Here is a 22,354-nt window from a genome sequence, read left to right on the forward strand (position 1 = left end):
ACACTGCGTTTTAGTTGCAAAGTAAACAATTCCATGACGAAAATTATTGCCGTTGGTTTAGTATTATCAATTCTTATTGCCTGCAATACCACCAAAGAATCCCAAGAGCAAAAATTAGCCCAAAGTTATTGCGGTGGCTGCCATTTAATGCCAACGCCCGATTTGCTCGATAAAAAAACGTGGAAAGAAAGCGTACTGCCTCAGATGGCGCTGCGTTTGGGCGTTGTCAAACAGAACATTGGCTTCTATCAGGATTTCTCGCCCGAAGAAATTGTAGCTTTGACCCAAGCCAACATTTTTCCCGAAACGCCCATCGTTACGCAGGAACAATGGGAAAGTATTGTTAATTATTACGTCAAAAATGCTCCCGATAAATTGCCCGATTCATCAGGTAAATTTCCTATCGCACCTACGTTAACTCGCTTTGTTCCTAAATCCGATGCTCCTCAGATAGATCCATTTGTTTCGCTTATTAAATTTGATTCTGCTACTAAGAAATTATTTGTGGGCAGTCGTCGCGGAATGGTATCTGTTTTTGACCAAAAATTCAATCGCATTGATTCCATTCTGGTAAGCAGTCCCCCTTCGGACTTGCGTGCGTATGCCGACGGCAGTTTGGATATTTTGTTGATGGGCATCATGGACCCCAACGATCACACGAAAGGAACGTTGGAAAGAGCCAAAAAATCGGCCGACGGTAAAACGTGGACGCTGAATCCGGTTCTCAAAAAACTGCGTCGTCCTGTCAATCAATCTTTTACTGATGTAGATGGCGATGGCCTCGAAGACATTGTGATATGCGAATACGGAAATTATGTAGGACAATTATCGTGGTTCAAACAGGAGAAAGACCATACCTACCAAGTTTTCGAATTGGACCCTGCGGCGGGGGCACGATTGGTTCAACCCTATGATTTTAATCGTGACGGGAAATTAGACTTTTTCGTTTTGATGGCGCAGGGCGACGAGAAATTATTCATTATTTACAACCGTGGTGGCGGAAAATACGAAAAACAGCTATTGCTCAGATTTCCACCCGTATATGGTTCCAGTTACGCCGACTTGGCTGACGTAAACGGTGACGGTTGGGTCGATATAGTATACTCCAATGGTGACAATGCCGATTATTCCCTGATCTTAAAACCGTACCACGGCGTGCGTATCTTTTTGAACAATGGTAAAAATCAATTTGAGGAAAAATGGTTTTTCCCCTTACACGGCGCTTCAAAAGCCCTCGCTGATGATTTTGACAAGGACGGAGATATTGATATTGCAGCCATTTCTTATTTTCCTTCCAAACCGCAGGATGGATTTGTGTATTTTGAGAATCAGGGCAATATGAAGTTTACCGCCCAAACTTTCCCCAATCCGCGACAGGACAAATGGATGCTGCTCGAAAAAGCTGATTATGACCAAGACGGGGATAATGACCTGTTGTTGGGCTATCTTGAGCGACCGCCTTATACAAATCCAATGCCTAAGGGCATGACCGGATTGCATATTCTTGAAAATAAAACCAAGTAAATTGTGTAAGACTTATAATGAACGAGCCTTTGCAGGGTAGAAATTGAAAGAGCATGTCTTAAATTACCAAAGGTCCAAAGTTGAACAGTAAACGATAGCCTGCAAAGGCTTTTACCAAATCCATGCTTACCCGCCGTCATTTTCTCCAACAACTATCAATCGCCGGCGCTGCTTCATTGATAAGCAGCGATCTATGGGCTGATATTCTTAAAAAATCCGATTTTAAAATTGGATATTCCTCCATTACATGGGGTGGAAAAGACGATGTTGCCATTCGCGAGATCGCTTCATTGGGATTCAAAGGTATTCAACTGAGAGCCAACACGTTTGGGCCTTATCGAAACAAGGTCAGTGAACTTCATGATTTGCTTCAAGCCAATAATTTAAAGCTTGCCATGTTTTCAAGCGGAAGTGTGGAAATTGACCCCGCCAAAGAATCAAGCACCATTGATATGCACGTTGCACACGCCAGTTTTGTAAAGGCGTTGGGTGGAAATGCGATTCAAATGACCAATAGCCTCCGCAAAAAAGGTGTTGTTCCTACTGCCGACGAGCTGAAAAAACTCTCGGAGGTAATGAATAAGATCGGGCAGCAAACAGCCGATCTGGGCGTTACGGCGGTTTATCATAACCACATGAATCAGTGGGGCGAAACGCCCGAAGAAGTAGATATGTTGGTTCAGGGAATGAATCCAAAATATGTGCAATTGTTGTTGGACATTGCCCATTACCGTCAGGGAGGAGGAAAGCCCGAAGAAGCCGTCATCAAATACAAGGATATTTTACATTCTTTGCATTTAAAAGATACCCTTTCGCCCGTTCCCGACAAGCCCGATGACCCAAAAGCTTATCGCTTTGTGGAATTGGGGCGCGGAAATGTGGATGTACCTGCGGTGTTCAAAGCCATTGACAAAATTAAATTTAAAGGTTGGGGAGTGATTGAATTGGACGGTGTGCCTGAAAAAGACAAAACGCCTTTATCGTGTGCTACCACTAATCGTGATTATATTGTTAAGACGCTGAACCATCCTTTATAAGATCACATATCAGAATTCGGTGTCGAACGTTTTAACATTGGAAAAACCTAATTAATTGCCTTTAAAGCCATAATAACCAACCAATTATCACATAAAAGGCAGTATATTGCAGCATTAGAATTCGGAAATTGCAGTAGTCCATCATTCGCATTTTAACGTAATTAATTCATACAACTATAGTAACCCCCGTTTAGAACATATTATCATGGAAAGACGCGACTTTATTAAAAAATCCATTTTAGCCGGTACTGCCACCGCGATGTCGGCTACCAGCTATGCCAAAATCATCGGCGCCAATGACCGCGTACGCGTAGGTGTCGTTGGATTCTCAGACCGTCACCGCGCCTCACACGTAGGTCCGTTCAAGGAATTATCTAAAAAAATGAACTTTGAAATGACCGCCGTTTCCGACATTTGGAATCGCCGTCGTGATGAAGGAAAAGCGTTCTTAGACAAACAGTTGGGAGGTAACGTAAAAACATTTCGTAATAACGAAGAAATGTATGATGCCAAGGTCGTAGACGCCGTATTTTTGAGCACTGCCGATTTTCAACATGCCCTTCATACCGTAGAGGCCGTAAAAGCAGGTTGTGATGTATACGCCGAAAAACCGTTGGCCGAAACAATGGCAGACAACCGCGCCGTATTGAAAGCCGTCAAAGCTTCAGGGAAAATCGTTCAGATCGGTTCACAACGTCGTAGCGGTGAAAACTACTGGGCGGCTGACGAGTTTATCAAATCAGGCAAATTCGGCCCCATCGTTATGGTGGAATTGATGTGGAACGTTAACCAACCCGGCCGCTGGCGCCGTCCTGAATTGACCAAAGACCTGAAAGAATCAGATGTAGACTGGGTACGCTATCAACTCAATCGTCCCAAAGCAGCTTTTGATCCTCGCAAATACTTGGAATACCGTTTATTCTGGCCTTATTCTTCAGGAATTGCCGGTCAGTGGATGAGCCACCAAATTGACACGGTACACTGGTTCAGCGGTTTGCCACACCCACGCTCTGCGGTAGCCAATGGCGGTATTTATCAGTGGAAAGACGGGCGTACCAATGCTGATACCCTTACGGTCGTATTTGATTACGGTCCGCTCAATGATCCTACCACAGGCTTCCAGGTACAGTTTACAAGCCGTTTTTCTAACTCAGCGGGTGAAACCAAAGAATTGTATTACTCAAACGGTGGTATGATCAATTTGGATACCAATGAGATCAGTTCAACAGGTGGCTTGCGCGAACGCGAAGCCGCCGCGATGGGATTGAAAGCCAATTTAGTAGCTCCTTTCAAACTCGAAGGTATAAAAGTTGCTACCGATGCAAACACGGGCGGCGATCCATTGACTTTCAATCACATCAAAAACTGGATGGAGTGCGTGCGCAGCCGCAAGCAGCCAAACGCTCCGATTGAGGCAGGTTATCAACACTCTATTGCAACCATCATGGCCAACGCCGCTTACCGCACCGGTCAGCGCGTTACGTTCGACGAAAAAACGCAGGAGGTATTGGCCGGCGGCAAACCGTTTATGTACTAGAATTAGGTTTAAAACGATACTGAAAGAGGCGGCACCAAACGGTCCGCCTCTTTTTTATTGTCCTTAAAATAGGTATTGGATTTACCTTATTCAAAAGCTTCTATTTCTGTATCTGAAACGATCAATTTTATGCCGTCGAGTTGTTTGATCACCACCGAAGAACCCATTGCAATAGGGTGTCCTTTTCGGGTTAATGCGATCCATTCTGTTCCCCGATAAAAAACTTTACCTTCTCCATCGGATGGAATTGTCTGCACCACGGTTGCTTTATCACCGACGTATTCCGAATATTCCAGCGTCTTGTTTTTACGACGCGAAAACTGTTGCAACGGCTTCCGTAATGCCAGCATAGAAAGCACTGAAATGACCGAAAAACTGAAAAGTTGCGAATTTACGGCCGGTATAATTCCCATCCATGACAACAGCGCCGTCGCAAATGCCCCAACACTCAGAAATAAGAAAACAAACGATACTGAAAGTAACTCTGCTATGAGCATAGCCACTCCAACAATTACCCAAATCTGTGTAGAATCCATTTGATTAATAAACATTTATTTACCGCAGGCTTTATTTGCCTGATTTATTTTCGTGTTTTACTACGCTCATGGCTGCCGCGATCATCGATGCCATGTCTCCAAAATTGGCCGGCAGAATCATCGTGTTGGTCGATTTGGCCAAGTTACCGAACTGTTGCACCATTTGCTCTGCCACTTTGAGTTGTACGGCGTCCATCCCTCCTTTTTCCTGAATGGCCGCTGCCACTACCCTGATACTTTCGGCCGTTGCATCTGCCACTGACATAATGGCCGCTGCCTGTCCTTCTGCCTCATTGATCTGACGAGTTTTTAAGGCTTCCGATTCCAATACTACCTTCTGTTTTTGTCCTTCAGCTACGTTGACGGCCGCCATTTTTTCACCATCCGATTGCAAGATCAACGCGCGGCGTTCACGTTCTGCCTGCATCTGCTTCTCCATCGCGTGCAATACGCTTTGCGGTGGCGTGATGTTCTTGATTTCATAACGAAGCATTTTCACGCCCCAACCAATGGCGGCTTCATCAATAGCATGTACGACTGCCTGATTGACCGTAGTCCGTTCTTCAAACGTTTTATCCAGATCAATCTTGCCCATTTCCGAACGCATGGTAGTTTGAGCCAACTGAGTTACCCCAAAGATATAATCGCCAATTCCGTAAGAAGCGCGCTGTGGATCAACTACCTGCAAAAAAAGTACACCGTCTACCCGTACCTGTACGTTGTCGCGGGTGATACATATTTGCTCCGGAATATCAATTGCTTTTTCTTTCAAACTATGCTTATAAGCAGTGCGATCAAAGAAGGGAATTATAAAGTTAATACCCGGTTGTAATACTGCATAAAATTTACCAAGACGTTCTACGACATAAGCCGTTTGTTGAGGTACCACTTTGACCGTCATCAATACGATGAGCAAGGCCAAAACGAGAATAACGATAAATGCAATCATGAGGATAGTTAAGGTTTAAATATGAAACGAAAATACGGGATAAAGCTGCGTATTACAACGCTTTAAGGATGAAGGTAGTAAAACTTTCCAAGAACGGTATAAATGTTTATTAAGCGGTAGAAGCACCGGAGCTGCTTCTACGGGAAAGGCTTTATGACTGATAGCAACTATAATATCTTATTATTTTTACATTATTTATCGGGATAGTTACGTATTTAACTGTAATTACATTTAATTTTAGGCTTCTATTTTATACTTTCCCTAAACCTCGTTCCAATCTATGCTTCCAACGCTCGGTCGTCTGCTATTGGCAATTCCAATGGCTGTTTTTGGCGCATTTCATCTTATGAATGCTTCCGTTATGGCAAACATCGTTCCTGCTTATTTACCCGGAAGTATCGTTTGGGTATACATTACGGGAGTCGCCTTCATTGCCGCCTCGCTGGCTATTATTCTTCAAAAAGGGGCAAAAATTGCCTGTATTCTCCTCGCAGTCATGCTTATTGTATTTGTGGTATTGGTACATCTGCCCAAATTTTTGGGAGGAGATCAATCGGCGCTCAGTACGGTTCTCAAAGACTTGGCAATAGCCGGAGGAGCATTGATTTTGGCAAGTACCGAGAAAGATTAAATAACAAATAATACCTCTTCAATGTCAACAATCTGCTTTACCCCGAAGCCAAGATTCATGCCAAAACAGAATTTTGTCTAACTTTGAAAAAATTTCAGCATTCATGGTCAAAGCAGAAGTAATTACGATTGGTGACGAAATATTGTTTGGACAGATTACCGACACTAATACCCAGTGGATTAGCACCGAATTAACGAATATCGGCATAAGAACCATCCGAAAATCGTCGGTCGGAGATACCGAAGGAGCCATTTTAGAAATCCTCGCCGAAGCCGAAAAACGAGCGGATGTCATTCTCATAACGGGTGGTCTGGGGCCTACAAAAGACGATATTACAAAAAAAACGCTTTGCACTTATTTTAATACCGAGCTGTATATTAACGAAGAAGCATTGACGTTCATCACTGCTTTTTTTGAAAAAAGAGGGCGCCCCATGACCGACCTTAACCGCATGCAGGCGGCGCTTCCCAAAAACAGCACTTACATTCCTAACCTCTGGGGCACCGCTCCCGGCATGTGGATCGAACACAACGGCAAGGTATTTATCTCCATGCCCGGTGTGCCGTTTGAGATGAAAAACCTCATGACTCATGCCATGTTGCCCAAATTGCAGGCCTTTTTTGAAACGCCGGTCATTTACCACAAAATGATTCATACTATCGGGATCGGCGAATCATTCCTTGCCGAGCGCATCGCCGATTGGGAGGATAATCTGCCTTCGCATATCAAATTGGCTTATTTGCCCAATTTTGGGCAGGTACGTCTTCGGCTTACTGCCACCGGAACGGACTTAGAACAACTCAAAAAAGACGCTCAAACGGAAGTTGAGAAACTGATACCGCTGATCAGCATCAACATATTTGGCTACGATAATGTTGAAATTGAGAATGTGATCGGCGCTCTTTTAAAAGAACGTGGCCAAACGCTTTCTACGGCTGAAAGCTGCACAGGCGGGTATGCATCGCATTTGGTCACAAAAGTGCCGGGCTCATCGCAGTATTTTGTCGGTGGAGTGGTCAGTTATAGCAACGAGGTCAAAATAGCTGAATTAGGGGTCAAGCCTGAAACATTGGCGGCGTTTGGCGCGGTAAGTGAGCAGACGGTCGTTGAAATGGCTGAGGGAGTTCGCAAACGCCTCAATACGACATATGGCATTGCGGCAAGCGGTGTTGCAGGGCCCGATGGCGGAACGGACGAAAAACCCGTCGGTACCATCTGGATCGCAAGTGCCGGACCGGACGGTACTGTTACTCAAAAATTACAACTTGGAAAATTTCGCGAACAAAACATCCAATTCACAAGCGTTTATCTGTTGAATTTACTGAGAAAACAGATTCTTGGCTTGTAAGCACAGCTCTATAATACGTTAAAAGTTTGCGAGTTTGGAATAGAATTTAACACGAAAACAAATGGCAACAGTTGAAATGGTGATGCCCCGAATGGGAGAAAGCGTCATGGAATGTACCATCATCAGCATCTTAAAACGAGTAGGCGACCGTGTCGAATCTGATGATTCTGTCATGGAAGTTGCTACCGATAAAGTAGATACCGAAGTTCCCAGTCCTTACAGCGGCACTATCAAAGAAATATTGGTTCAGGAAGGTGATGTAGTTGCCATCGGAAACGCAGTTATGCGGATTGAAACTGAGGCAATAGCGCACGTCAATGGCTCAGGCTCGTCTGCGCCAAAAGGAGATGTGCCTCAGGAAGCAGTTGAGTTGGAATCTCAGTTTCAGGCGTTGGTTTCACCGTCTGTACAAAGTACCCCTTCTGAAGTCTTAGTCTCTTTGGACAACGCGCGTTTTTATTCTCCTTTAGTGCTCAATATCGCCCAAACCGAAGGAATTTCGCGTCAGGAGCTTGATCAGATTGCCGGCACCGGTACCGAAAAACGCGTCACAAAGCATGATATTTTAGGATACATTGAACAAAAGAAAGTAGGGGCAGGCCTCGCGTCTGCCCAAGGCCTTGCGTCTGCCCAAGGCCTCGCATCTGCCCAAAGCCTCGCATCTATCCAAAGCCTTGCGTCTGCCCAGGATCCGGAATCTATTCAAGACAAGCCAACAGTCAAACAGTCAGCGGCTTCAATTCGGAAATCAGGCGTAGAAATCATTCCGATGGACCGAATGCGAAAAGTAATTGCGGAACGGATGTTGGAATCACAGCGTATTTCAGCGCATGTATCATCGTTTGTAGAAACCGACATGACCAATATCGTGCTTTGGCGGAATCAGATCAAAGATGAATTCAAAAAACAAACGGGTGAAGGAATTACTTTCACGCCCCTGTTGATTGAGGCCGTGGTGAAAGCTATTAAGGATTTTCCACTGATCAATATATCCGTAGAAGGCGATAACATTCTCAAGAAACGGGATATTAACGTTGGCATGGCGGTAGCCCTGCCAAACGGTAATCTCATTGTACCGGTCATCCATAATGCAGACCAATACAGTCTGATCGGGCTGGCTAAGAAAGTAAATGAATTAGCCAATCGCGCCCGTCAAAATAAACTCACCGCCGACGACCTTTCGGGTGGAACATACACTGTTTCAAACATCGGCAGTTTTGGCAATCTGATGGGGACTCCCATCATCGTCCAACCACAAGTGGCTATTATGGCGTTTGGAGCGATCCAAAAACGCCCTGTGGTGATCGAAACACCGCAGGGAGATGTGATCGGCGTGCGTAGCATGATGTATATTTCTCATTCTTACGATCATCGCGTGGTGGATGGTGCGTTGGGTGGAATGTTTGTTAAACGGGTTTCCGATTATTTGGAAAAATTTGATCTGAATCGTTCCCCTTTTTAAAATCTCACGTAGTTTTATTGACTCACCTGTTTTTCAGTTCCCCAACTTTTTAATCAAGTTGGGGATTTTTTTGCCTGAACAACGCACGGCATACTTCTTTTATAGACAAAGAAACATTAGTTCAACTGCTGTTTTTATCCACAGACAGCTTTTAACATCTTTTCTTATGCCAAAGATAACCACCGCACCCGATGTCCAATTGCACGTTGAAGATTGGGGTCAGGGACAACCCATTGTTTTTTTGCACGGCTGGCCGCTTAGCCACGAAATGTTTGAATACCAAATAAATCAACTGGGTAATGATTTTCGCTGCATCATGATTGATCGCCGTGGTTTTGGACAATCAGACAAACCATGGACAGGTTATGATTACGACACACTTGCCGACGATTTGCAGGTTGTTTTTGAACAGCTTGACCTGCATAACATTACGCTCGTAGGCTTTTCAATGGGAGGCGCCGAAGCCATCCGTTATATCACCAGACACGGCAGCAGCCGTATTTCAAAATTGGTGTTGCTGGGAGCTGCTGCGCCGCGTTTGTTGAAAACACCTGCCTTTGAAGAAGGCGTTGAAAAATCGGTGTTTGATACCATGATCGAAACCGCCATTGAGGACCGTGCCGCATTTATGGAATCTTTTTCGAAAGATTTCTTTGGCGCTACCCTCATCAGTTCACCTTTGAGCAGTAAACTCATGGACTGGTTCCACGCACTTGCCATGAAATCATCGCCCCGTGCTTTTATTAATTGTGTCCTTACGTTCAGTCAGGCAGATTTAAGCGACGAGTTAGCGGGTATTGACGTGCCAACGCTCATTATTCACGGTACCGGTGACAAGATCGTTCCTTTTGATATCAGCGCTAAAGTATTGCACGCCGGCATTGCCGGATCACAGCTGATCTCCTACGAAGACGCGCCTCACGGCTTTTTCTATACTAACTGGCCTCAATTGAATCACGATCTGGTGGCGTTCATTCAGGAGCCTGTACCGGTTTTAGAATAGAATTCGAGGCAGACCTTTGATTAACAAATTTTACCCTACTTTCATAATTCATTACCGTTATTGAACAAAATTGGGATTCAACCACCCCATAGGCACATCGGCAACGATGCGGCCATCAGGGTCAAGGACGCGCCCTTCCGCGCGTCCTTCGACCTTGAAACCCAATTTTTTATATAGCTCTATTGCGCCGGAATTGCTTTCTCGGGCGTGTAATTCTACGCGTAAAATATCCTTTCGTTCATTGCTGATGTAGTCCAACAAGGCTGCAAATATTTCCCTCCCTAAGCCTCTGCCCTGGTACTCAGGATGTACGCAAATGGTAGTATCTCCCAGCAAATGGGTAAAACATTCTATCCCAAACGAATAGGTATGCACTTCCGCCACGATTTTTCCGTTTTCTTCCGCTACCATCGAACAACCATTGTCGAGACTTTTGGATAAGAAATTCTGAATATATGCTTCCGAAATTTCGTGTTCTTTGCGCGCAATTCCTCCGGAAATACGAGCTACATCTTTATACAATTGTTGAATGGATGCTAAATCTTCCAAGGCGGATTTACGGATAATCATGAGAAGGTAAATAATGTAAATAGTAATACGGGGCGGCAACAAAACTAACGCATTAATTTAAAAATGCAGAGGTCTGCTTCTATTCCTTTTCGTTGTATTTTCATGTTCTGAAGTTAGAATGAGCCACTACTTACCTAACTAATTCTTTCAACCTGTTTTTTGCTTCCTCATATCCCGGATTGAGGGCAATTACTTTCTTGTAATAGACAACTGCGTCTTCTTTTCGCCCCAACTCTTCATACGTTTTTGCCAAACTCAGCATTACCAGATCCCGTTGTGGAAATTCCAACGCGTTGTTTTCAAAAATTACCCGGGCATCTTCGTACTTTTTCAGGGTATACAATTGATTACCCAAAAAATCCATAGCCAGCCAATCTATATAATAATGTGCGGTATCTGCCTTCATTCGTTTGTATTCTTCTACGGCTTTTACGGCTCCGTTTGACACAATTATCGGTTCCAAAGCTTTGTGAACCGGTTGTTTTAGGTCGACCGGTTTGTTATAAAGTACTTTCATGAGGTTGGTAGCTATTCCAAAAAAATGAGTAGGCGAGCTATTGCACAAAAACACAATAAAGCTGTTGGAAGAAGGAATACGAACCAGAAAAGAAAGAAACCCTTCGGTCATTCCCAAATGATAATTGGTAAAAACACTATCGGTAGGTGTGTATTTGAAATTTTGATTAAACCATCCGTACCCATACCGCCAGGGTCTTATCCCCGGAGTAAACATTTCTTCCGTGAGTTTCTTATTGAGCAGCGTATTGTTGGAGATAGCGATGTGCAGTTTGAAAAGATCTTCGACAGTTGAATAAATATCTCCTGTACCCATGGTATTCGATTGGTCACGAAAATCAGCACTTGTGAAGCCTCCAAGGCTGTAATCATAGCCCGTGGCTCTCTTTTTAACGACTTGGGTATGGTAATAAGAACCGGAAGCATTCATGTCCAGTTTATCAAAAATATCTTCTTTCATCAACTGAGCGTACGTTTTTCCCGTTACTCTTTCCATAATGTAACCGAGCGTAAAATACCCCCAACTGCTGTAATAATAGCTCTTACCCGGTTCAAATACCAAGGTCGAATCCATGTACAATTTTATGTATTCTTCCCTTGAAAAATTCTGCCGACTGATTCGGGGAAAAAAATCCTTGATAATATCATAATTGGGCAGACCGGAGGCGTGCCCCAGCAATTGCCGAATGGTGATGCGATTTCCGTTTTTCTTTGAAAATTCAGGAATGTAGTCAGAAATGGTTTTGTCAAGGCTGATTAAGCCTTTCTGCACCTGTATGAGCATTAAAATGGATGTAATTGGCTTTGATACCGACCCGATCATGAATTTTGTATCGGTCGTGTTTGGAATATCCCACTCCCGATTTGCCATTCCAAAAGCATTTTTGTAAATAACTTTTCCATTCTCGGCCACTAAAACACTACCGTCAAACATGTTGAAACGATGATAGGTTTTCATCAGTTCATCCAACTTCTCTTTTTTACTTTGTGCCCAACCGAATTGGGTAAGCAACGCAATCAGACCAATAACCGCTAACCGGAGTTTCATATGTCGGGAATTTATTACATGAACAATGAGATCATAATGCTAAAACTAAATTAGCAAAAAAACCTAATTATCAAACCCTTAACCGTCTTTTTGTTGAGCTAACTCCCAAGAAGTTTCTTTGAATATTGCGTAAGCGTACACGGGTTTTCGCCTTATTTGGAGGGCATATTTTCCGTTGAAAACCGTAATGGCGAAGAGAGTACTATTATAAGACTTGGGAAGTTTAAAAACTTCCCAAGTCCTGTTTTATTTACTTCATATTTTTACGACGATTGCGTTGAAAATCTTCCAACACAAAACCACCTAATCCCTGCAAATTACTGTAATAAGCACGACCGTTGTTGACCCGCGTAAATTCCTGCACAAATTGCTTCAAATAGGGATCGGAGGCAATCATAAAAGTGGTGATCGGAACGTCCAATCGGCGGCATTGAGCGGCCAGCGTGAGAGTCTTGCTCACGATCTTACGGTCAAGACCGAAGCTGTTTTTGTAATATTTAATGCCTTCTTTCAAGCACGTCGGCTTGCCGTCAGTGATCATGAAAATCTGCTTATTTTTGGTCTTGCGACGACGTAATAGATCCATTGCCAATTCCAATCCTGCCACCGTATTGGTATGGTACGGGCCTACTTCCAGATACGGCAGGTCTTTCAACTGAATCTGCCAGGCATCATTGCCAAAAACAATAATGTCAAGTGTATCTTTTGGGTACTTGGTTTTGATCAATTCAGCCATTGCCAAAGCTACTTTCTTTGCCGGTGTAATGCGGTCTTCACCGTATAGGATCATGGAGTGGCTTACGTCGATCATCAAGACCGTGGCGGTAAACGTTTTTTGCTCTTTTTCAACTACTTCCAGATCATTTTCCACCAAGAAAAATTCGCCGATGCCGTGGTTGATCTGGGCATTTTTGATGGATTCGGTCATGGCAATCTGGTCAAGTGTATCGCCAAACTGAAAATCACGCACATCGCTGCTGAGTTCATCACCCGTGCCGGTATATGGTGTATGGTGGTTACCGCCCGCTTTTGAGCGCTTAAGTTTACCAAAGATCTCTTCCAACGCGCTCCGACGAATGCTCCGCTCTGTTTTGGGCGTCATGATGACCTTCCCTTCTTCGTTTTCTTCGGTAATGTAGCCTTTGCGTTTCAGGTCTTCGAAGAAATCGCCGATGCCGTATTGATCATTGGTCAGATTGTATTGACGATCCAGTTGACTCATCCACGCCATTGCCTGCGTTACGTCACCTGAATTCATCAGCAGGAGTTGCTGAAAGATGTTCAACAACTCATCAAATTTATTTTTACCGGTTTGTTCCGTGGGTTTAAATTCCGAAAAACGATGACCAAGCATGGTTGAATATCAAGTTAAGGATGTGAACTGTTGTATTTTGGGTTAACAATCAAATCCCCCGGGAAGTTTAGGCACTTTTGCATAATCTACGCGGATTTCGAGGGTTTTGATTAATTTTGTTGAAGATAAAATGTATTTGTTACCTTCTGAACTATGTCAAACGCGCCGCTTTCTTCCTCTATACAAACTGTTTACGACCAACAATACGTCAATTCGGATGCACAATGGCGTGAGATCGGCGCGCGTCAAAAAGCGGATGACATTATAAAGTTATGCCAAAAATATAACTTTAAAAAGGTATTGGACGTAGGCGCCGGCGACGGAGCGGTATTGAAAGAGCTGGATAGCCGTGAATTTACAGAAAATCTACACGCGGTAGAGATCTCAGGCAGCGGCATTGAAAAGATCAATCAGCGCCAACTGAAATCATTGCGGGAAGTAAAACTGTTTGATGGCTACACCATTCCGTACGAAGACAAAGCGTTTCCGTTGGCTACCTGCTCGCACGTTATTGAACACGTAGAGCATCCGCGATTGTTATTACGCGAAATTGCCCGCGTCGCTGAATATCAATTCTTTGAGGTTCCTATTGATTTCAGTATGTTCGTGGATCGGAAGATCGAGCATTTTCTTTCCTACGGACACATCAATATTTTCACTCCGGCGTTGTTTAAGTTTTTGTTGAAATCGGAGGGATTTGAAGTGATCGATGAGTTGTTTTTGTTTTTCAGTGACGAGGTTGTTTCGTATTTAATGAAAGATTGGAAACAACGGTTGGTCTATAAAACAAAAGCTTTTTTGCTCGAAAACTCGCCTTTGCGCCAAGTAAAGCCCAATGCTTACGCGGTCTTGTGCCGTCACAAAGGCGAAGGAGTTAAGATATTTTAGAGGCATAAAAAAAGTGAGAAACAACTGTGTTTCTCACTCCTTATTTTCAAAAGCTAAGAAAATTATGCTTTTTCGCCTTCGCCGCAGAATTCTTCGAAAGCCATCACCAAATGTTCAGCGATCATTTTAGCGTTACGTCCTTCAATGTGGTGACGCTCAATAAAATGCACCAATTCATCATCTTTGAAAATGGCGATAGAAGGAGATGACGGAGGATATGGCAACAGATAGTCGCGCATTTTGGCAGTAGCTTCCTGATCAACACCCGCAAAAACCGTAACCAGGTTTTCAGGTTTTACATCGCTGAACGCCAAAGCAGCTTTGATGCCCGGACGTGCTGCCCCGGCGGCACAGCCACATACCGAGTTAACAACTACCAACGAAGTACCTTTGGCATTGGCCATAAAGTTATCTACGTCTTCGGCGCTTTCAAGTTGTTGAAATCCTACGCTCGTCAGATCTTCTTTCATCGGAGCTACTAAGTGAGGAGGATACATAATCAGTTTACAGTTTTAAGTTTACAGTTTTTTTAATTTTATACTTCCCTACGGGGTTTACATAAATCCAAGCTCTAATTTGGCTTCTTCGCTCATCATATCCTGCGAGTAAGGCGGATCCCACGTCAGTTCTACGCTTACATCATTGACGCCTTCCACTTCGCGAATCTTTTGTTCAACTTCGCTTGGAATCGTTCCGGCCGAAGGGCAAGAAGGCGACGTCAGGGTCATTTCAACGTAGACATTGTTTACGGGGAATATTTTCAGGTCATAGATAAGGCCCAACTCCCATACATCCACGGGGATTTCGGGGTCATAGACCGACTTTATCGCTTTGACAACTTCTTCTCTTAATTCTGACTCAGTCATTTTTTGTTAGGGTTAATCGTTATAGATCAAGTAGTAGCCTGAATGATTCAATCTTTCATCAGCTAACCTTTTCCGCCTCGTTCTGCGCAAATTCTTTCATTCGCGCGATCATAGAAGCCAAACCACCGGCACGCCGTGAAGTAATAATGCTGCTCATTCCGATCTTTTCAATAAAATACAGATCTGCATTTGCTACATCTTCGGGCTTTTCGTCCGACAATATTTTTATCAAAAGACTTACCAACCCCTTACTGATCTGAGCCGTTGGTTCGCTGTCTGCTTCAAAATGAACTACATCGCCGCGCATTTCAGAATGCAACCAAACCTTTGATTGGCAGCCTCTGATAAGATTTTCATCCGTCTTATATTCTTCCGCAATGGGCGGGAGTTTCTTGCCTAAATCAATAATGTATTGTGTTTTGTCCAACTGATCGTCGAACAAATCAAAGTCCTCAATTAACTCGTCTTGCTTTTCGTTGATTGTCATTCTATTTTTCCTAAAGGTCTGGATTGATGCCTTATCATTAGCACAGTTATAACATCATTTAACTAACTATAAACAATCCTATATTTCCCAACAAATATTTCCCTGATAAAACGTACTTCTTTCTCAGGGTTCATCTTTCCCATTTCAGGAAATTTGCTCAAAAGAAGTAAAGCATGATCTAATTCTTCTATCCAATTTTCAGCCAGAACGTCTGAATCGCGCATTAAATAAAAAACCACATCTCGAAAATCTTCTTTAGCAGGGTCAGACCAGACTATCGTTTTATCCATTCTTTGGCCTGATTCATGACATTTGCATGTGAAGATACCTTGCCCAATGCGGCCTGTTCTAAGGCATCATCCAATTTTGCAATCACAATAATTCGTTCAATAATTTCATCAACGCTTACTCTTTCGGGCAAATCGCGAAGAGACTCAATGACGCTTTCCGTTCTTATTGTTGTTGATAACATTGTTTTTTGATTTAGCTCAACATTTTCTTAACTCTCTCCAAACCTACCACTAATTTATCAATTTCTTCCTTGGTATTGTAAACCGCAAAAGAGGCTCTGGAAGTTCCGACAATTCCCAGTCGATGCATCAAAGGTTGCGTACAATGATGGCCCGTTCGAACGGCAATGCCCTGTTGATCCAAGATCACTCCAATATCCTGCGGGTGAATCCCTTCCATCACGAATGATATCACGCTTACCTTCTCTTTGGCGGTTCCTATTAGGCGCAATCCTTCAATGCTTTGCAGCGCATCCGTACCGTATTCCAACAATTCATGCTCATACTTCGCAATTTCCTGTTTACCAAGCATTTCTACATATTCCAATGCATTATAAGCGGCCACTACATCGGCGATATTGGGCGTTCCGGCTTCAAATTTATAGGGCAGATCGTTGTAAATTGTTTTGGCAAACGTCACTTCTTTGATCATCTCCCCTCCCCCTCGATACGGCGGCATGGCATTGAGAATGTCTTTTTTCCCGTACAGTACTCCCATACCCGTGGGGCCATACAATTTATGCAACGAAAATACGTAAAAATCACAATCCAACGCCTGAACGTCAATGTCAATGTGAGAACTGGCCTGCGCGCCGTCGATCAGCACTTTAGCTCCGACTGCATGCGCTTTTTGAATGATTTCGGCGACGGGGTTGATGGTGCCGAGGGCATTGGAAACGTGTACGACCGAAACAAATTTGGTTTTTTCAGAAAGCATCTTTTCGTACTCATCCATCAGCAATTCGCCTTCATCATTGATGGGAATCACGCGCAACACGCAGCCTTTTTCTTCGCACAGCATTTGCCAGGGCACAATGTTGGAGTGGTGCTCCATGGTGCTGATAATGATCTCATCGCCCGCTTTCAAAAAAGTACGTCCGTAAGTTTGCGAAACGAGGTTGATACCGTCGGTGGTACCGTAGGTGAAGATAATCTCTTCTACGTAACGGGCGTTCAAAAAGGTCTGAATTTTATGACGGGAAGCTTCAAAGGCAGAAGTAGCTTTTTCGGCTAAATGGTGAATACCACGGTGAATGTTGGCGTTGTAATGCTCATAATAACGCGCCAATGCATTCAAAACAGGAAATGGCTTCTGAGTAGTGGCGGCATTGTCAAAATAGACCAACGGTTTCCCGTTGATCACTTCATCCAAAATGGGAAAGTCCTGCCGAATTTTTTGAATATCAAGCACTTTGTCGATAATTAGTAGTGAGTAATTCCGTTAGTAATGAACGACCTTTTAAGGTCTTCCACACCAACGCGATTGCATTAAAAATAGAACAAACAAAATTAAAGCAGAGTTTTGCAAAGTCTAAATAAAAAGCCAACCGTTGGTGTAAAAATCATTTTTTGGTTCGATTAATCACATTCCTTTGTTTCAGTTTATCACTAAAACCACAAATATCATGGTCAATGCCAAACACTTAGCTACGTTTGTTCTGGGAGCAGCTGCCGGGGTAGCATTACACAAATATTTACAGACGGAAGAAGGAGAGAAAATGCTCGACGACCTGAAATCCAAGGCGGGTGACCTGAAAACGGAAGCCGAAGGTGCGCTTGATAAAATGCCTGAGTATTTTGAACAACTCAAAAATCAAGGCTCCGAAACGTTGAAAAAGTATTCGCCGGAAGCCGAGAAAATTCTTCAGGATCTGTTGGATAGTTTTCGGGGAAAAAGCGGCACTTCTGAACCGGCTACCCCTCCTACCCCTTAAATGAGGGCACAAAAAAAGTGGCGCAACCGAAAGTCGCGCCACTTTTTTTATGTTCGGCGTTGATTACGCTTCAGCCACTACATTTACCGTTACGACATGTTTCACTTCTTTGTGAAGGTCAAGCGTAGCTTTGTAAGTTCCGATGGTTTTTACGTCTTCAACCGTGATTTTCTTACGATCCACGTCAAATCCTTTGGCTTTCAGCGCTTCTGAGATTTGGATGCTCGTAACACGGCCAAAGATTTTGCCGCTATCACCTGCTTTCGCCGCGATTTGAACGGTCAAATCACCGATGGCTGCTGCCAGATCTTCGGCGTCTTTTTTGATTTTTTCGGCCTTGTGAGCAGCTTGCTTCAAGTTTTCGGCCAATTGCTTCTTGTTGGATTCGGTCGCCATCACCGCGAAACCCTGCGGAATAAGATAGTTGCGACCATAACCGGCTTTCACCTCAAGGATATCATTCTTATATCCAAGGCCGGCAATATCAGTTCTTAAAATAACTTGCATCGTCAGTTTTCTCCTTCCGTTTTTACTTTAATTGATCAGCTACGTATGGCAATAATCCCAAGTGACGCGCACGTTTGATGGCTTGCGACACTTTACGTTGGTACTTCAAAGAGGTACCTGTCAGGCGGCGAGGTAAGATTTTACCTTGCTCGTTGATCAACTTCAAAAGGAAGTTAGGATCCTTGTAATCAATGAACTTGATACCGGCTTTTTTGAAGCGGCAATACTTTTTGCGATTTTGATTACGCTCGATTGGTTCGTTTACTAGTGTCATTATGCGTCGCCCTCCTTAGCTGTTTCGGTTTGTTTTCTTCCAACTAATCCACTGCGTTTGCGTTCTGCATACGTGATGTGGTGTTTTTCCATAGCTACCGTCAAATAGCGCATTACGCGCTCATCGCGACGGAATTCAGTCTCAACGACTTGAATGAGAGAAGGCTCAGACTTGAACTCAACGAGGTGATAAAAACCTGTGTTCTTGTTCTGGATCGGGTACGCCAATTTTTTTAGGCCCCAGTTTTCTTCGTGTACCAGTTCCGCACCGTTGTCGGTAAGGATTTTGCGGAACTTCTCGACGGTGTCCTTCATCTGTTGATCAGATAAAACGGGAGTTAAAATGAACACCATCTCATACTGTTTTGTAAACATACTGAGAATTGTTAAATGTTTATATGAATGAACTCATTGTAAATGAGGGCGCAAAGGTAACCTTTTTTGCAGATAATGCAAAAGATAACTGCTGAAATTTCCCTGATCTAATGAGCTATTCACTTCTCAGCTAGCAATTTATCAGTTTTTTGGAAACAAATCTTTCAAAACACGACGGGCAGCGTTGTATCCGCACATTCCGTGGATGCCCCCGCCGGGCGGCGTAGAAGAGGAACAAATGTACAAACCCTTGGTAGAGGTTCGGTAGGGAGACCACCGCAACGCAGGTCGGGTAAACAGTTGTCCCAGATCAATGACTCCGCCGTTGATGTCGCCACCCACATAGTTGGGATTATGCTCTTCCATCTGCACAGAATTCATGACGTGTTTGGCCAAAATACGCTCGCGGAATCCGGGCGCAAACCGCTCCACCTGACGTTCAATGGCTTCGGTCATGTCTTTGGTAGAGCCATTAGGTACGTGACAATAGCCCCAAAGTGTGTGCTTACCGGCAGGCGCGCGGGTGGCATCCAATACGCTGGGCTGCGCCAGCAACACAAACGGTTTTTCGGGATGTTTTCCTTTCCAGGTTTGACCTTCGCTCCACGCAATTTCCTGAAACGTATTGCCCAAATGCAGCGTTCCTGCCATTGCACTGCCCTCAGAAGCAAAGGGCACAGGCCCATCCAATGCCCAATCGACCTTAAAAACACTCATACCGTAGCGGTACTTTTCCAGTTGCCATTTATAGATGGAAGAAAAAGTATGGCCCGCGATCTTCAATAATTGGCGCGGTGTAACATCAAACAAAACAGCTTTGGCCGAAGGTAATTGCCCCAATGATTCAACATAAAACTGCGTTTCGATCTTACCGCCGATAGACACAAAATACGCTGCCAACGCATTGGCCAGTTGCTGCGATCCGCCTTTGGGTATGGGCCATCCGTTGGTATGGGCCGCCGCCATTAACACCAATCCAATGGCCGAAGTGGTCAATTTATGAAAGGGTTGAATGGAATGCGCGGCCAGTCCGCCCCACAGACCTTTGCCGTGCTTGGTTGAAAAATGCTTGGAAAGCCACATCGCCGGCTGAATGGCGTTCAACCCAAATCGAGCAAAATCAAACGGATGTTTAGGAAAACTCAACGGATTCAATGTATCACCAATAAACGTATCCCACTTTGCTACAAGCAGATGGATGAGTTGTTGATACGTTTTTTCATCAGTTCCCAACAAAGCAGCCGTTTCTTCCAGCGACCGCTTTATCAGGGCTGCTGTGCCATCTTCAAAGGGATGCGCCAGCGGAATAGCCGGATGAATAAATTCAAACCCAAATTTTTCTAACGAAACCGTCTTAAAAAAAGGAGCGGCAATGGCCAATGGATGAATGGCCGAACAAATATCGTGTATAAAACCCGGTAAGGTTAATTCCGCAGAACGCAGTCCGCCACCTATCGTTTTTTTGCCTTCCACCAATAAAACTTTCAATCCTGCCTGTTGCAGTGTAATGGCAGCGGCTAATCCATTCGGGCCGGAACCAACCACAATGGCATCATACTCTGTTTGGGTCATTACAAAAAGATAGGTTAATCTAAATCGTCACTGTTTTTTCGAGCTACTTTTACCCCAAAAACAAATTATCTGTTACCCGTCTGTACCGGGCGACGACGCGTTTCCGGAATAACTTTTCGATTCTTCAGGTCATATTTTTGCCCATTACCCAGGAAAAAGAAAGCGCCGTTGGAGGCCGTAAAGTTTTCGCCGTTGGCTTCGGTGTGCTTTTCTCCTTTTCCAACAATAGTGGCATAATCATAGATCACGGCGTATGATTTACCGATCACCTCCATCGAATCCTTTTGAACCAGTACCGACGTAGACTCATCAAGGCCGATACCGATCAGATCAGGCGACTGTTTGATAAATTCTACCAGATCAAACATACGATTTCGGCGAAGCAAATGTTGGTCGATGGCTGAATTTTTCAAAAAGCCTAATCCCTGCGTATGATCACCGACCAAAATCTGCGGCCCTTTGGTGTCACCGCGCCATAAAAATGATCCCTGAATACTGGCACCCGCCGAGGTACCGGCAATCACTCCTCCCCGCTCCAACACTCCCTGAAATGCTTCGTGTGTAAGGGTGTTTAAATAGGAATCAGCGATGCGCCATTGGCGTCCGCCCACAAAAAATACGCCCGTAGCTTCGCGCAAAGGTGCTACAAATGCTTCGCTGTTGGCTTCTTTAAGGCTCTTGGTATGCAAAAGTGTGACTTTGGCCGCCCCGGTTTGTTTTTTTAACAATTCTACATGAGACATGCTTAACGCGGCACTGTCGCCTGCTGCAGCTGTTACCACGACCAGTTTGGCCTTTTCTTTTCCACCCGCCAGCTCAATAAATTTAGCCCATATCTCAGGCGTAACACTCCCGCCGCCAATGATGAGAAGTGAGCCTTTTTCGGGACCGTGACGGGTCGTGGATTTTTCATTGACCAGAATAGGCGTTTGACTGAATCCAATGATACTGCCCAATAATAGGGCGAACGAAAGGAGAAAATGTTTTTTCATACGAATAAAGTGAGTAGATGAAGTAAGAAGTGAAAGGATCGGTACAATGTTAGAGACAACCTTCGAAAAAGCCAAAGTAAATCATTCAATTTTCTTTGGCTTTACTCCCTGAAAACGACCCATTTTAAGGAGTATCTGTAATGCCACCAGACCTAAGTTTCAGCCAATTTCTATTAATAATGCTACGCGACAATGGTGCAGTCATATTTAAAAGCCCTTTATTCGGCATTTCGCTTTTTTCAAAAGCTTAAAGCCCTAATAATCAATAGACTAATAAATTTTCATACGTAATTTTTTTTTCAAACATTTTCCTAAAAAAACGTTGAGAATTCAAAATGTTTCATTCATCTTTGCAATGGAATTAAATCAATAGACAAAAAAGACAAATACGAAATTGCTCTAATATGTGTTATGCACGGAGCATTGATTGCAGTTTTATAAGGCAGGTTATGTTTTATTTTTTAATCTACAAAATACATGTATTAAATATTTTTCAAATGTTTTTGCAGTTTAAAACTTTGGTTAGTTATACGGTCAGTTAGATGTCAATATTGGCAGCAAGTGCGGCACATGATGCTGTCAATACCGAAAAGTGAAAAGATACCGTCGGGTAGATTTGTCCGACGGTACTTTATCCCAAAAATCAGCATGTTTT

Annotated in this window: 25 protein-coding genes; 9 read left to right on the plus strand and 16 right to left on the minus strand. The window is 43.8% G+C overall.

The window, feature by feature from the left end; translation table 11 throughout:
- Positions 1–33: 33 nt before the first annotated feature.
- From ACQY73_RS07545 to ACQY73_RS07555, 3 genes are all read left to right on the plus strand, one after another.
- Entirely contained in the window at positions 34–1,524 is a 1,491-nt protein-coding gene (locus tag ACQY73_RS07545; protein ID WP_428663660.1) for an FG-GAP repeat domain-containing protein, read from the plus strand.
- A 122-nt stretch (positions 1,525–1,646) separates the two neighbouring features.
- The gene (locus ACQY73_RS07550; protein WP_428663662.1) at positions 1,647–2,561 is read left to right on the plus strand and encodes a sugar phosphate isomerase/epimerase family protein; all 915 of its coding nucleotides are present in this window, start codon (positions 1,647–1,649) and stop codon (positions 2,559–2,561) included.
- A gap of 202 nt (positions 2,562–2,763) precedes the next feature.
- Positions 2,764–4,098, plus strand: coding sequence for a Gfo/Idh/MocA family protein (locus ACQY73_RS07555; RefSeq protein ID WP_428668435.1), 1,335 nt, complete (start codon positions 2,764–2,766; stop codon positions 4,096–4,098).
- Between the two features lie 86 nt (positions 4,099–4,184).
- Here the strand turns inward: ACQY73_RS07555 and ACQY73_RS07560 are convergent, their stop codons facing one another.
- Positions 4,185–4,634, minus strand: coding sequence for an NfeD family protein (locus ACQY73_RS07560; protein WP_428663665.1), 450 nt, complete (start codon positions 4,632–4,634; stop codon positions 4,185–4,187).
- 31 nt (positions 4,635–4,665) lie between these two features.
- Positions 4,666–5,583, minus strand: a complete 918-nt coding sequence (locus ACQY73_RS07565; protein ID WP_428663668.1) for an SPFH domain-containing protein — start codon at positions 5,581–5,583, stop codon at positions 4,666–4,668.
- Between the two features lie 280 nt (positions 5,584–5,863).
- Here ACQY73_RS07565 and ACQY73_RS07570 point away from each other — a divergent pair, with 280 nt between their 5' ends.
- The 4 genes from ACQY73_RS07570 to ACQY73_RS07585 all read left to right on the plus strand — a co-directional run bounded on the left by ACQY73_RS07570 (position 5,864) and on the right by ACQY73_RS07585 (position 10,027).
- Positions 5,864–6,214, plus strand: coding sequence for a DoxX family protein (locus ACQY73_RS07570; protein ID WP_428663671.1), 351 nt, complete (start codon positions 5,864–5,866; stop codon positions 6,212–6,214).
- A 103-nt stretch (positions 6,215–6,317) separates the two neighbouring features.
- Positions 6,318–7,562 carry a competence/damage-inducible protein A gene (locus tag ACQY73_RS07575; protein WP_428663674.1) on the plus strand — a complete coding sequence of 415 codons (1,245 nt, stop codon included), beginning with the start codon at positions 6,318–6,320 and terminating at the stop codon, positions 7,560–7,562.
- Positions 7,563–7,623: 61 nt separating this feature from the next.
- Entirely contained in the window at positions 7,624–9,024 is a 1,401-nt protein-coding gene (locus ACQY73_RS07580; protein WP_428663677.1) for a dihydrolipoamide acetyltransferase family protein, read from the plus strand.
- Positions 9,025–9,190: 166 nt separating this feature from the next.
- Positions 9,191–10,027, plus strand: coding sequence for an alpha/beta fold hydrolase (locus ACQY73_RS07585; RefSeq protein ID WP_428663679.1), 837 nt, complete (start codon positions 9,191–9,193; stop codon positions 10,025–10,027).
- Positions 10,028–10,084: 57 nt separating this feature from the next.
- Here ACQY73_RS07585 and ACQY73_RS07590 read toward each other — a convergent pair whose 3' ends face one another.
- The 3 genes from ACQY73_RS07590 to ACQY73_RS07600 all read right to left on the minus strand — a co-directional run bounded on the left by ACQY73_RS07590 (position 10,085) and on the right by ACQY73_RS07600 (position 13,515).
- A complete protein-coding gene (locus tag ACQY73_RS07590; protein WP_428663682.1) occupies positions 10,085–10,597 on the minus strand; it encodes an N-acetyltransferase family protein in 513 nt (170 codons plus the stop codon).
- Positions 10,598–10,727: 130 nt separating this feature from the next.
- Complete coding sequence (locus tag ACQY73_RS07595) at positions 10,728–12,161, minus strand: serine hydrolase (RefSeq protein WP_428663685.1); 1,434 nt, start codon at positions 12,159–12,161, stop codon at positions 10,728–10,730.
- Between the two features lie 250 nt (positions 12,162–12,411).
- The gene (locus ACQY73_RS07600; protein WP_428663688.1) at positions 12,412–13,515 is read right to left on the minus strand and encodes a vWA domain-containing protein; all 1,104 of its coding nucleotides are present in this window, start codon (positions 13,513–13,515) and stop codon (positions 12,412–12,414) included.
- A gap of 153 nt (positions 13,516–13,668) precedes the next feature.
- On the opposite strand from ACQY73_RS07600, the gene ACQY73_RS07605 reads away from it, so the two are divergent.
- Positions 13,669–14,403 carry a class I SAM-dependent methyltransferase gene (locus tag ACQY73_RS07605; protein ID WP_428663690.1) on the plus strand — a complete coding sequence of 245 codons (735 nt, stop codon included), beginning with the start codon at positions 13,669–13,671 and terminating at the stop codon, positions 14,401–14,403.
- A 62-nt stretch (positions 14,404–14,465) separates the two neighbouring features.
- Here ACQY73_RS07605 and ACQY73_RS07610 read toward each other — a convergent pair whose 3' ends face one another.
- The 6 genes from ACQY73_RS07610 to ACQY73_RS07635 form a co-directional block, all read right to left on the minus strand.
- On the minus strand, positions 14,466–14,900 hold the full coding sequence (locus tag ACQY73_RS07610) for a BrxA/BrxB family bacilliredoxin (RefSeq protein WP_428663693.1): 435 nt from the start codon (positions 14,898–14,900) through the stop codon (positions 14,466–14,468).
- Positions 14,901–14,957: 57 nt separating this feature from the next.
- A complete protein-coding gene (locus ACQY73_RS07615) occupies positions 14,958–15,269 on the minus strand; it encodes an SUF system Fe-S cluster assembly protein (RefSeq protein WP_428663696.1) in 312 nt (103 codons plus the stop codon).
- Positions 15,270–15,327: 58 nt separating this feature from the next.
- A complete protein-coding gene (locus ACQY73_RS07620; protein WP_428663699.1) occupies positions 15,328–15,756 on the minus strand; it encodes a SufE family protein in 429 nt (142 codons plus the stop codon).
- Between the two features lie 62 nt (positions 15,757–15,818).
- Positions 15,819–16,046 (minus strand): type II toxin-antitoxin system RelE/ParE family toxin, encoded by a 228-nt coding sequence (locus tag ACQY73_RS07625; RefSeq protein WP_428663701.1) that lies wholly within the window; start codon positions 16,044–16,046, stop codon positions 15,819–15,821.
- A complete protein-coding gene (locus ACQY73_RS07630; RefSeq protein WP_428663704.1) occupies positions 16,031–16,228 on the minus strand; it encodes a hypothetical protein in 198 nt (65 codons plus the stop codon). Before ACQY73_RS07630 ends, ACQY73_RS07625 begins: the two co-directional genes overlap by 16 nt.
- Positions 16,229–16,239: 11 nt before the next feature.
- Positions 16,240–17,466, minus strand: a complete 1,227-nt coding sequence (locus tag ACQY73_RS07635) for a SufS family cysteine desulfurase (RefSeq protein ID WP_428668437.1) — start codon at positions 17,464–17,466, stop codon at positions 16,240–16,242.
- 205 nt (positions 17,467–17,671) lie between these two features.
- Here ACQY73_RS07635 and ACQY73_RS07640 point away from each other — a divergent pair, with 205 nt between their 5' ends.
- On the plus strand, positions 17,672–17,980 hold the full coding sequence (locus ACQY73_RS07640) for a YtxH domain-containing protein (RefSeq protein WP_428663707.1): 309 nt from the start codon (positions 17,672–17,674) through the stop codon (positions 17,978–17,980).
- 63 nt (positions 17,981–18,043) lie between these two features.
- Here ACQY73_RS07640 and rplI read toward each other — a convergent pair whose 3' ends face one another.
- From rplI to ACQY73_RS07665, 5 genes are all read right to left on the minus strand, one after another.
- Positions 18,044–18,487 carry a 50S ribosomal protein L9 gene (rplI, locus tag ACQY73_RS07645; RefSeq protein ID WP_428663710.1) on the minus strand — a complete coding sequence of 148 codons (444 nt, stop codon included), beginning with the start codon at positions 18,485–18,487 and terminating at the stop codon, positions 18,044–18,046.
- Positions 18,488–18,509: 22 nt separating this feature from the next.
- Positions 18,510–18,761: a 30S ribosomal protein S18 gene (gene rpsR / locus ACQY73_RS07650; protein ID WP_013930944.1), complete on the minus strand. Its 252-nt coding sequence runs from the start codon at positions 18,759–18,761 to the stop codon at positions 18,510–18,512.
- The gene (rpsF, locus tag ACQY73_RS07655; protein ID WP_428663713.1) at positions 18,761–19,135 is read right to left on the minus strand and encodes a 30S ribosomal protein S6; all 375 of its coding nucleotides are present in this window, start codon (positions 19,133–19,135) and stop codon (positions 18,761–18,763) included. The genes rpsR and rpsF overlap by 1 nt, the downstream gene beginning before the upstream one ends.
- Positions 19,136–19,276: 141 nt before the next feature.
- Positions 19,277–20,707: a phytoene desaturase family protein gene (locus tag ACQY73_RS07660; protein ID WP_428663716.1), complete on the minus strand. Its 1,431-nt coding sequence runs from the start codon at positions 20,705–20,707 to the stop codon at positions 19,277–19,279.
- A 65-nt stretch (positions 20,708–20,772) separates the two neighbouring features.
- A complete protein-coding gene (locus tag ACQY73_RS07665; protein ID WP_428663718.1) occupies positions 20,773–21,699 on the minus strand; it encodes a cyanophycinase in 927 nt (308 codons plus the stop codon).
- Between the last annotated feature and the right edge of the window lie 655 nt (positions 21,700–22,354).

It is taken from the genome of Runella sp. (genome assembly GCF_965279615.1).
GTDB lineage: Bacteria > Bacteroidota > Bacteroidia > Cytophagales > Spirosomataceae > Runella.

Bases quoted from the DNA above. Each gene is read 5' to 3' on its own strand.
- ACQY73_RS07545 (WP_428663660.1), top strand. From the start codon at position 34: ATGACGAAAATTATTGCCGTTGGTTTAGTATTATCAATTCTTATTGCC.
- ACQY73_RS07550 (WP_428663662.1), top strand. From the start codon at position 1,647: ATGCTTACCCGCCGTCATTTTCTCCAACAACTATCAATCGCCGGCGCT.
- ACQY73_RS07560 (WP_428663665.1), bottom strand. From the start codon at position 4,634: ATGGATTCTACACAGATTTGGGTAATTGTTGGAGTGGCTATGCTCATA.
- ACQY73_RS07565 (WP_428663668.1), bottom strand. From the start codon at position 5,583: ATGATTGCATTTATCGTTATTCTCGTTTTGGCCTTGCTCATCGTATTG.
- ACQY73_RS07570 (WP_428663671.1), top strand. From the start codon at position 5,864: ATGCTTCCAACGCTCGGTCGTCTGCTATTGGCAATTCCAATGGCTGTT.
- ACQY73_RS07575 (WP_428663674.1), top strand. From the start codon at position 6,318: ATGGTCAAAGCAGAAGTAATTACGATTGGTGACGAAATATTGTTTGGA.
- ACQY73_RS07580 (WP_428663677.1), top strand. From the start codon at position 7,624: ATGGCAACAGTTGAAATGGTGATGCCCCGAATGGGAGAAAGCGTCATG.
- ACQY73_RS07585 (WP_428663679.1), top strand. From the start codon at position 9,191: ATGCCAAAGATAACCACCGCACCCGATGTCCAATTGCACGTTGAAGAT.
- ACQY73_RS07590 (WP_428663682.1), bottom strand. From the start codon at position 10,597: ATGATTATCCGTAAATCCGCCTTGGAAGATTTAGCATCCATTCAACAA.
- ACQY73_RS07595 (WP_428663685.1), bottom strand. From the start codon at position 12,161: ATGAAACTCCGGTTAGCGGTTATTGGTCTGATTGCGTTGCTTACCCAA.
- ACQY73_RS07600 (WP_428663688.1), bottom strand. From the start codon at position 13,515: ATGCTTGGTCATCGTTTTTCGGAATTTAAACCCACGGAACAAACCGGT.
- ACQY73_RS07605 (WP_428663690.1), top strand. From the start codon at position 13,669: ATGTCAAACGCGCCGCTTTCTTCCTCTATACAAACTGTTTACGACCAA.
- ACQY73_RS07610 (WP_428663693.1), bottom strand. From the start codon at position 14,900: ATGTATCCTCCTCACTTAGTAGCTCCGATGAAAGAAGATCTGACGAGC.
- ACQY73_RS07615 (WP_428663696.1), bottom strand. From the start codon at position 15,269: ATGACTGAGTCAGAATTAAGAGAAGAAGTTGTCAAAGCGATAAAGTCG.
- ACQY73_RS07620 (WP_428663699.1), bottom strand. From the start codon at position 15,756: ATGACAATCAACGAAAAGCAAGACGAGTTAATTGAGGACTTTGATTTG.
- ACQY73_RS07625 (WP_428663701.1), bottom strand. From the start codon at position 16,046: ATGGATAAAACGATAGTCTGGTCTGACCCTGCTAAAGAAGATTTTCGA.
- ACQY73_RS07630 (WP_428663704.1), bottom strand. From the start codon at position 16,228: ATGTTATCAACAACAATAAGAACGGAAAGCGTCATTGAGTCTCTTCGC.
- ACQY73_RS07640 (WP_428663707.1), top strand. From the start codon at position 17,672: ATGGTCAATGCCAAACACTTAGCTACGTTTGTTCTGGGAGCAGCTGCC.
- rplI (WP_428663710.1), bottom strand. From the start codon at position 18,487: ATGCAAGTTATTTTAAGAACTGATATTGCCGGCCTTGGATATAAGAAT.
- rpsR (WP_013930944.1), bottom strand. From the start codon at position 18,761: ATGACACTAGTAAACGAACCAATCGAGCGTAATCAAAATCGCAAAAAG.
- rpsF (WP_428663713.1), bottom strand. From the start codon at position 19,135: ATGTTTACAAAACAGTATGAGATGGTGTTCATTTTAACTCCCGTTTTA.
- ACQY73_RS07660 (WP_428663716.1), bottom strand. From the start codon at position 20,707: ATGACCCAAACAGAGTATGATGCCATTGTGGTTGGTTCCGGCCCGAAT.
- ACQY73_RS07665 (WP_428663718.1), bottom strand. From the start codon at position 21,699: ATGAAAAAACATTTTCTCCTTTCGTTCGCCCTATTATTGGGCAGTATC.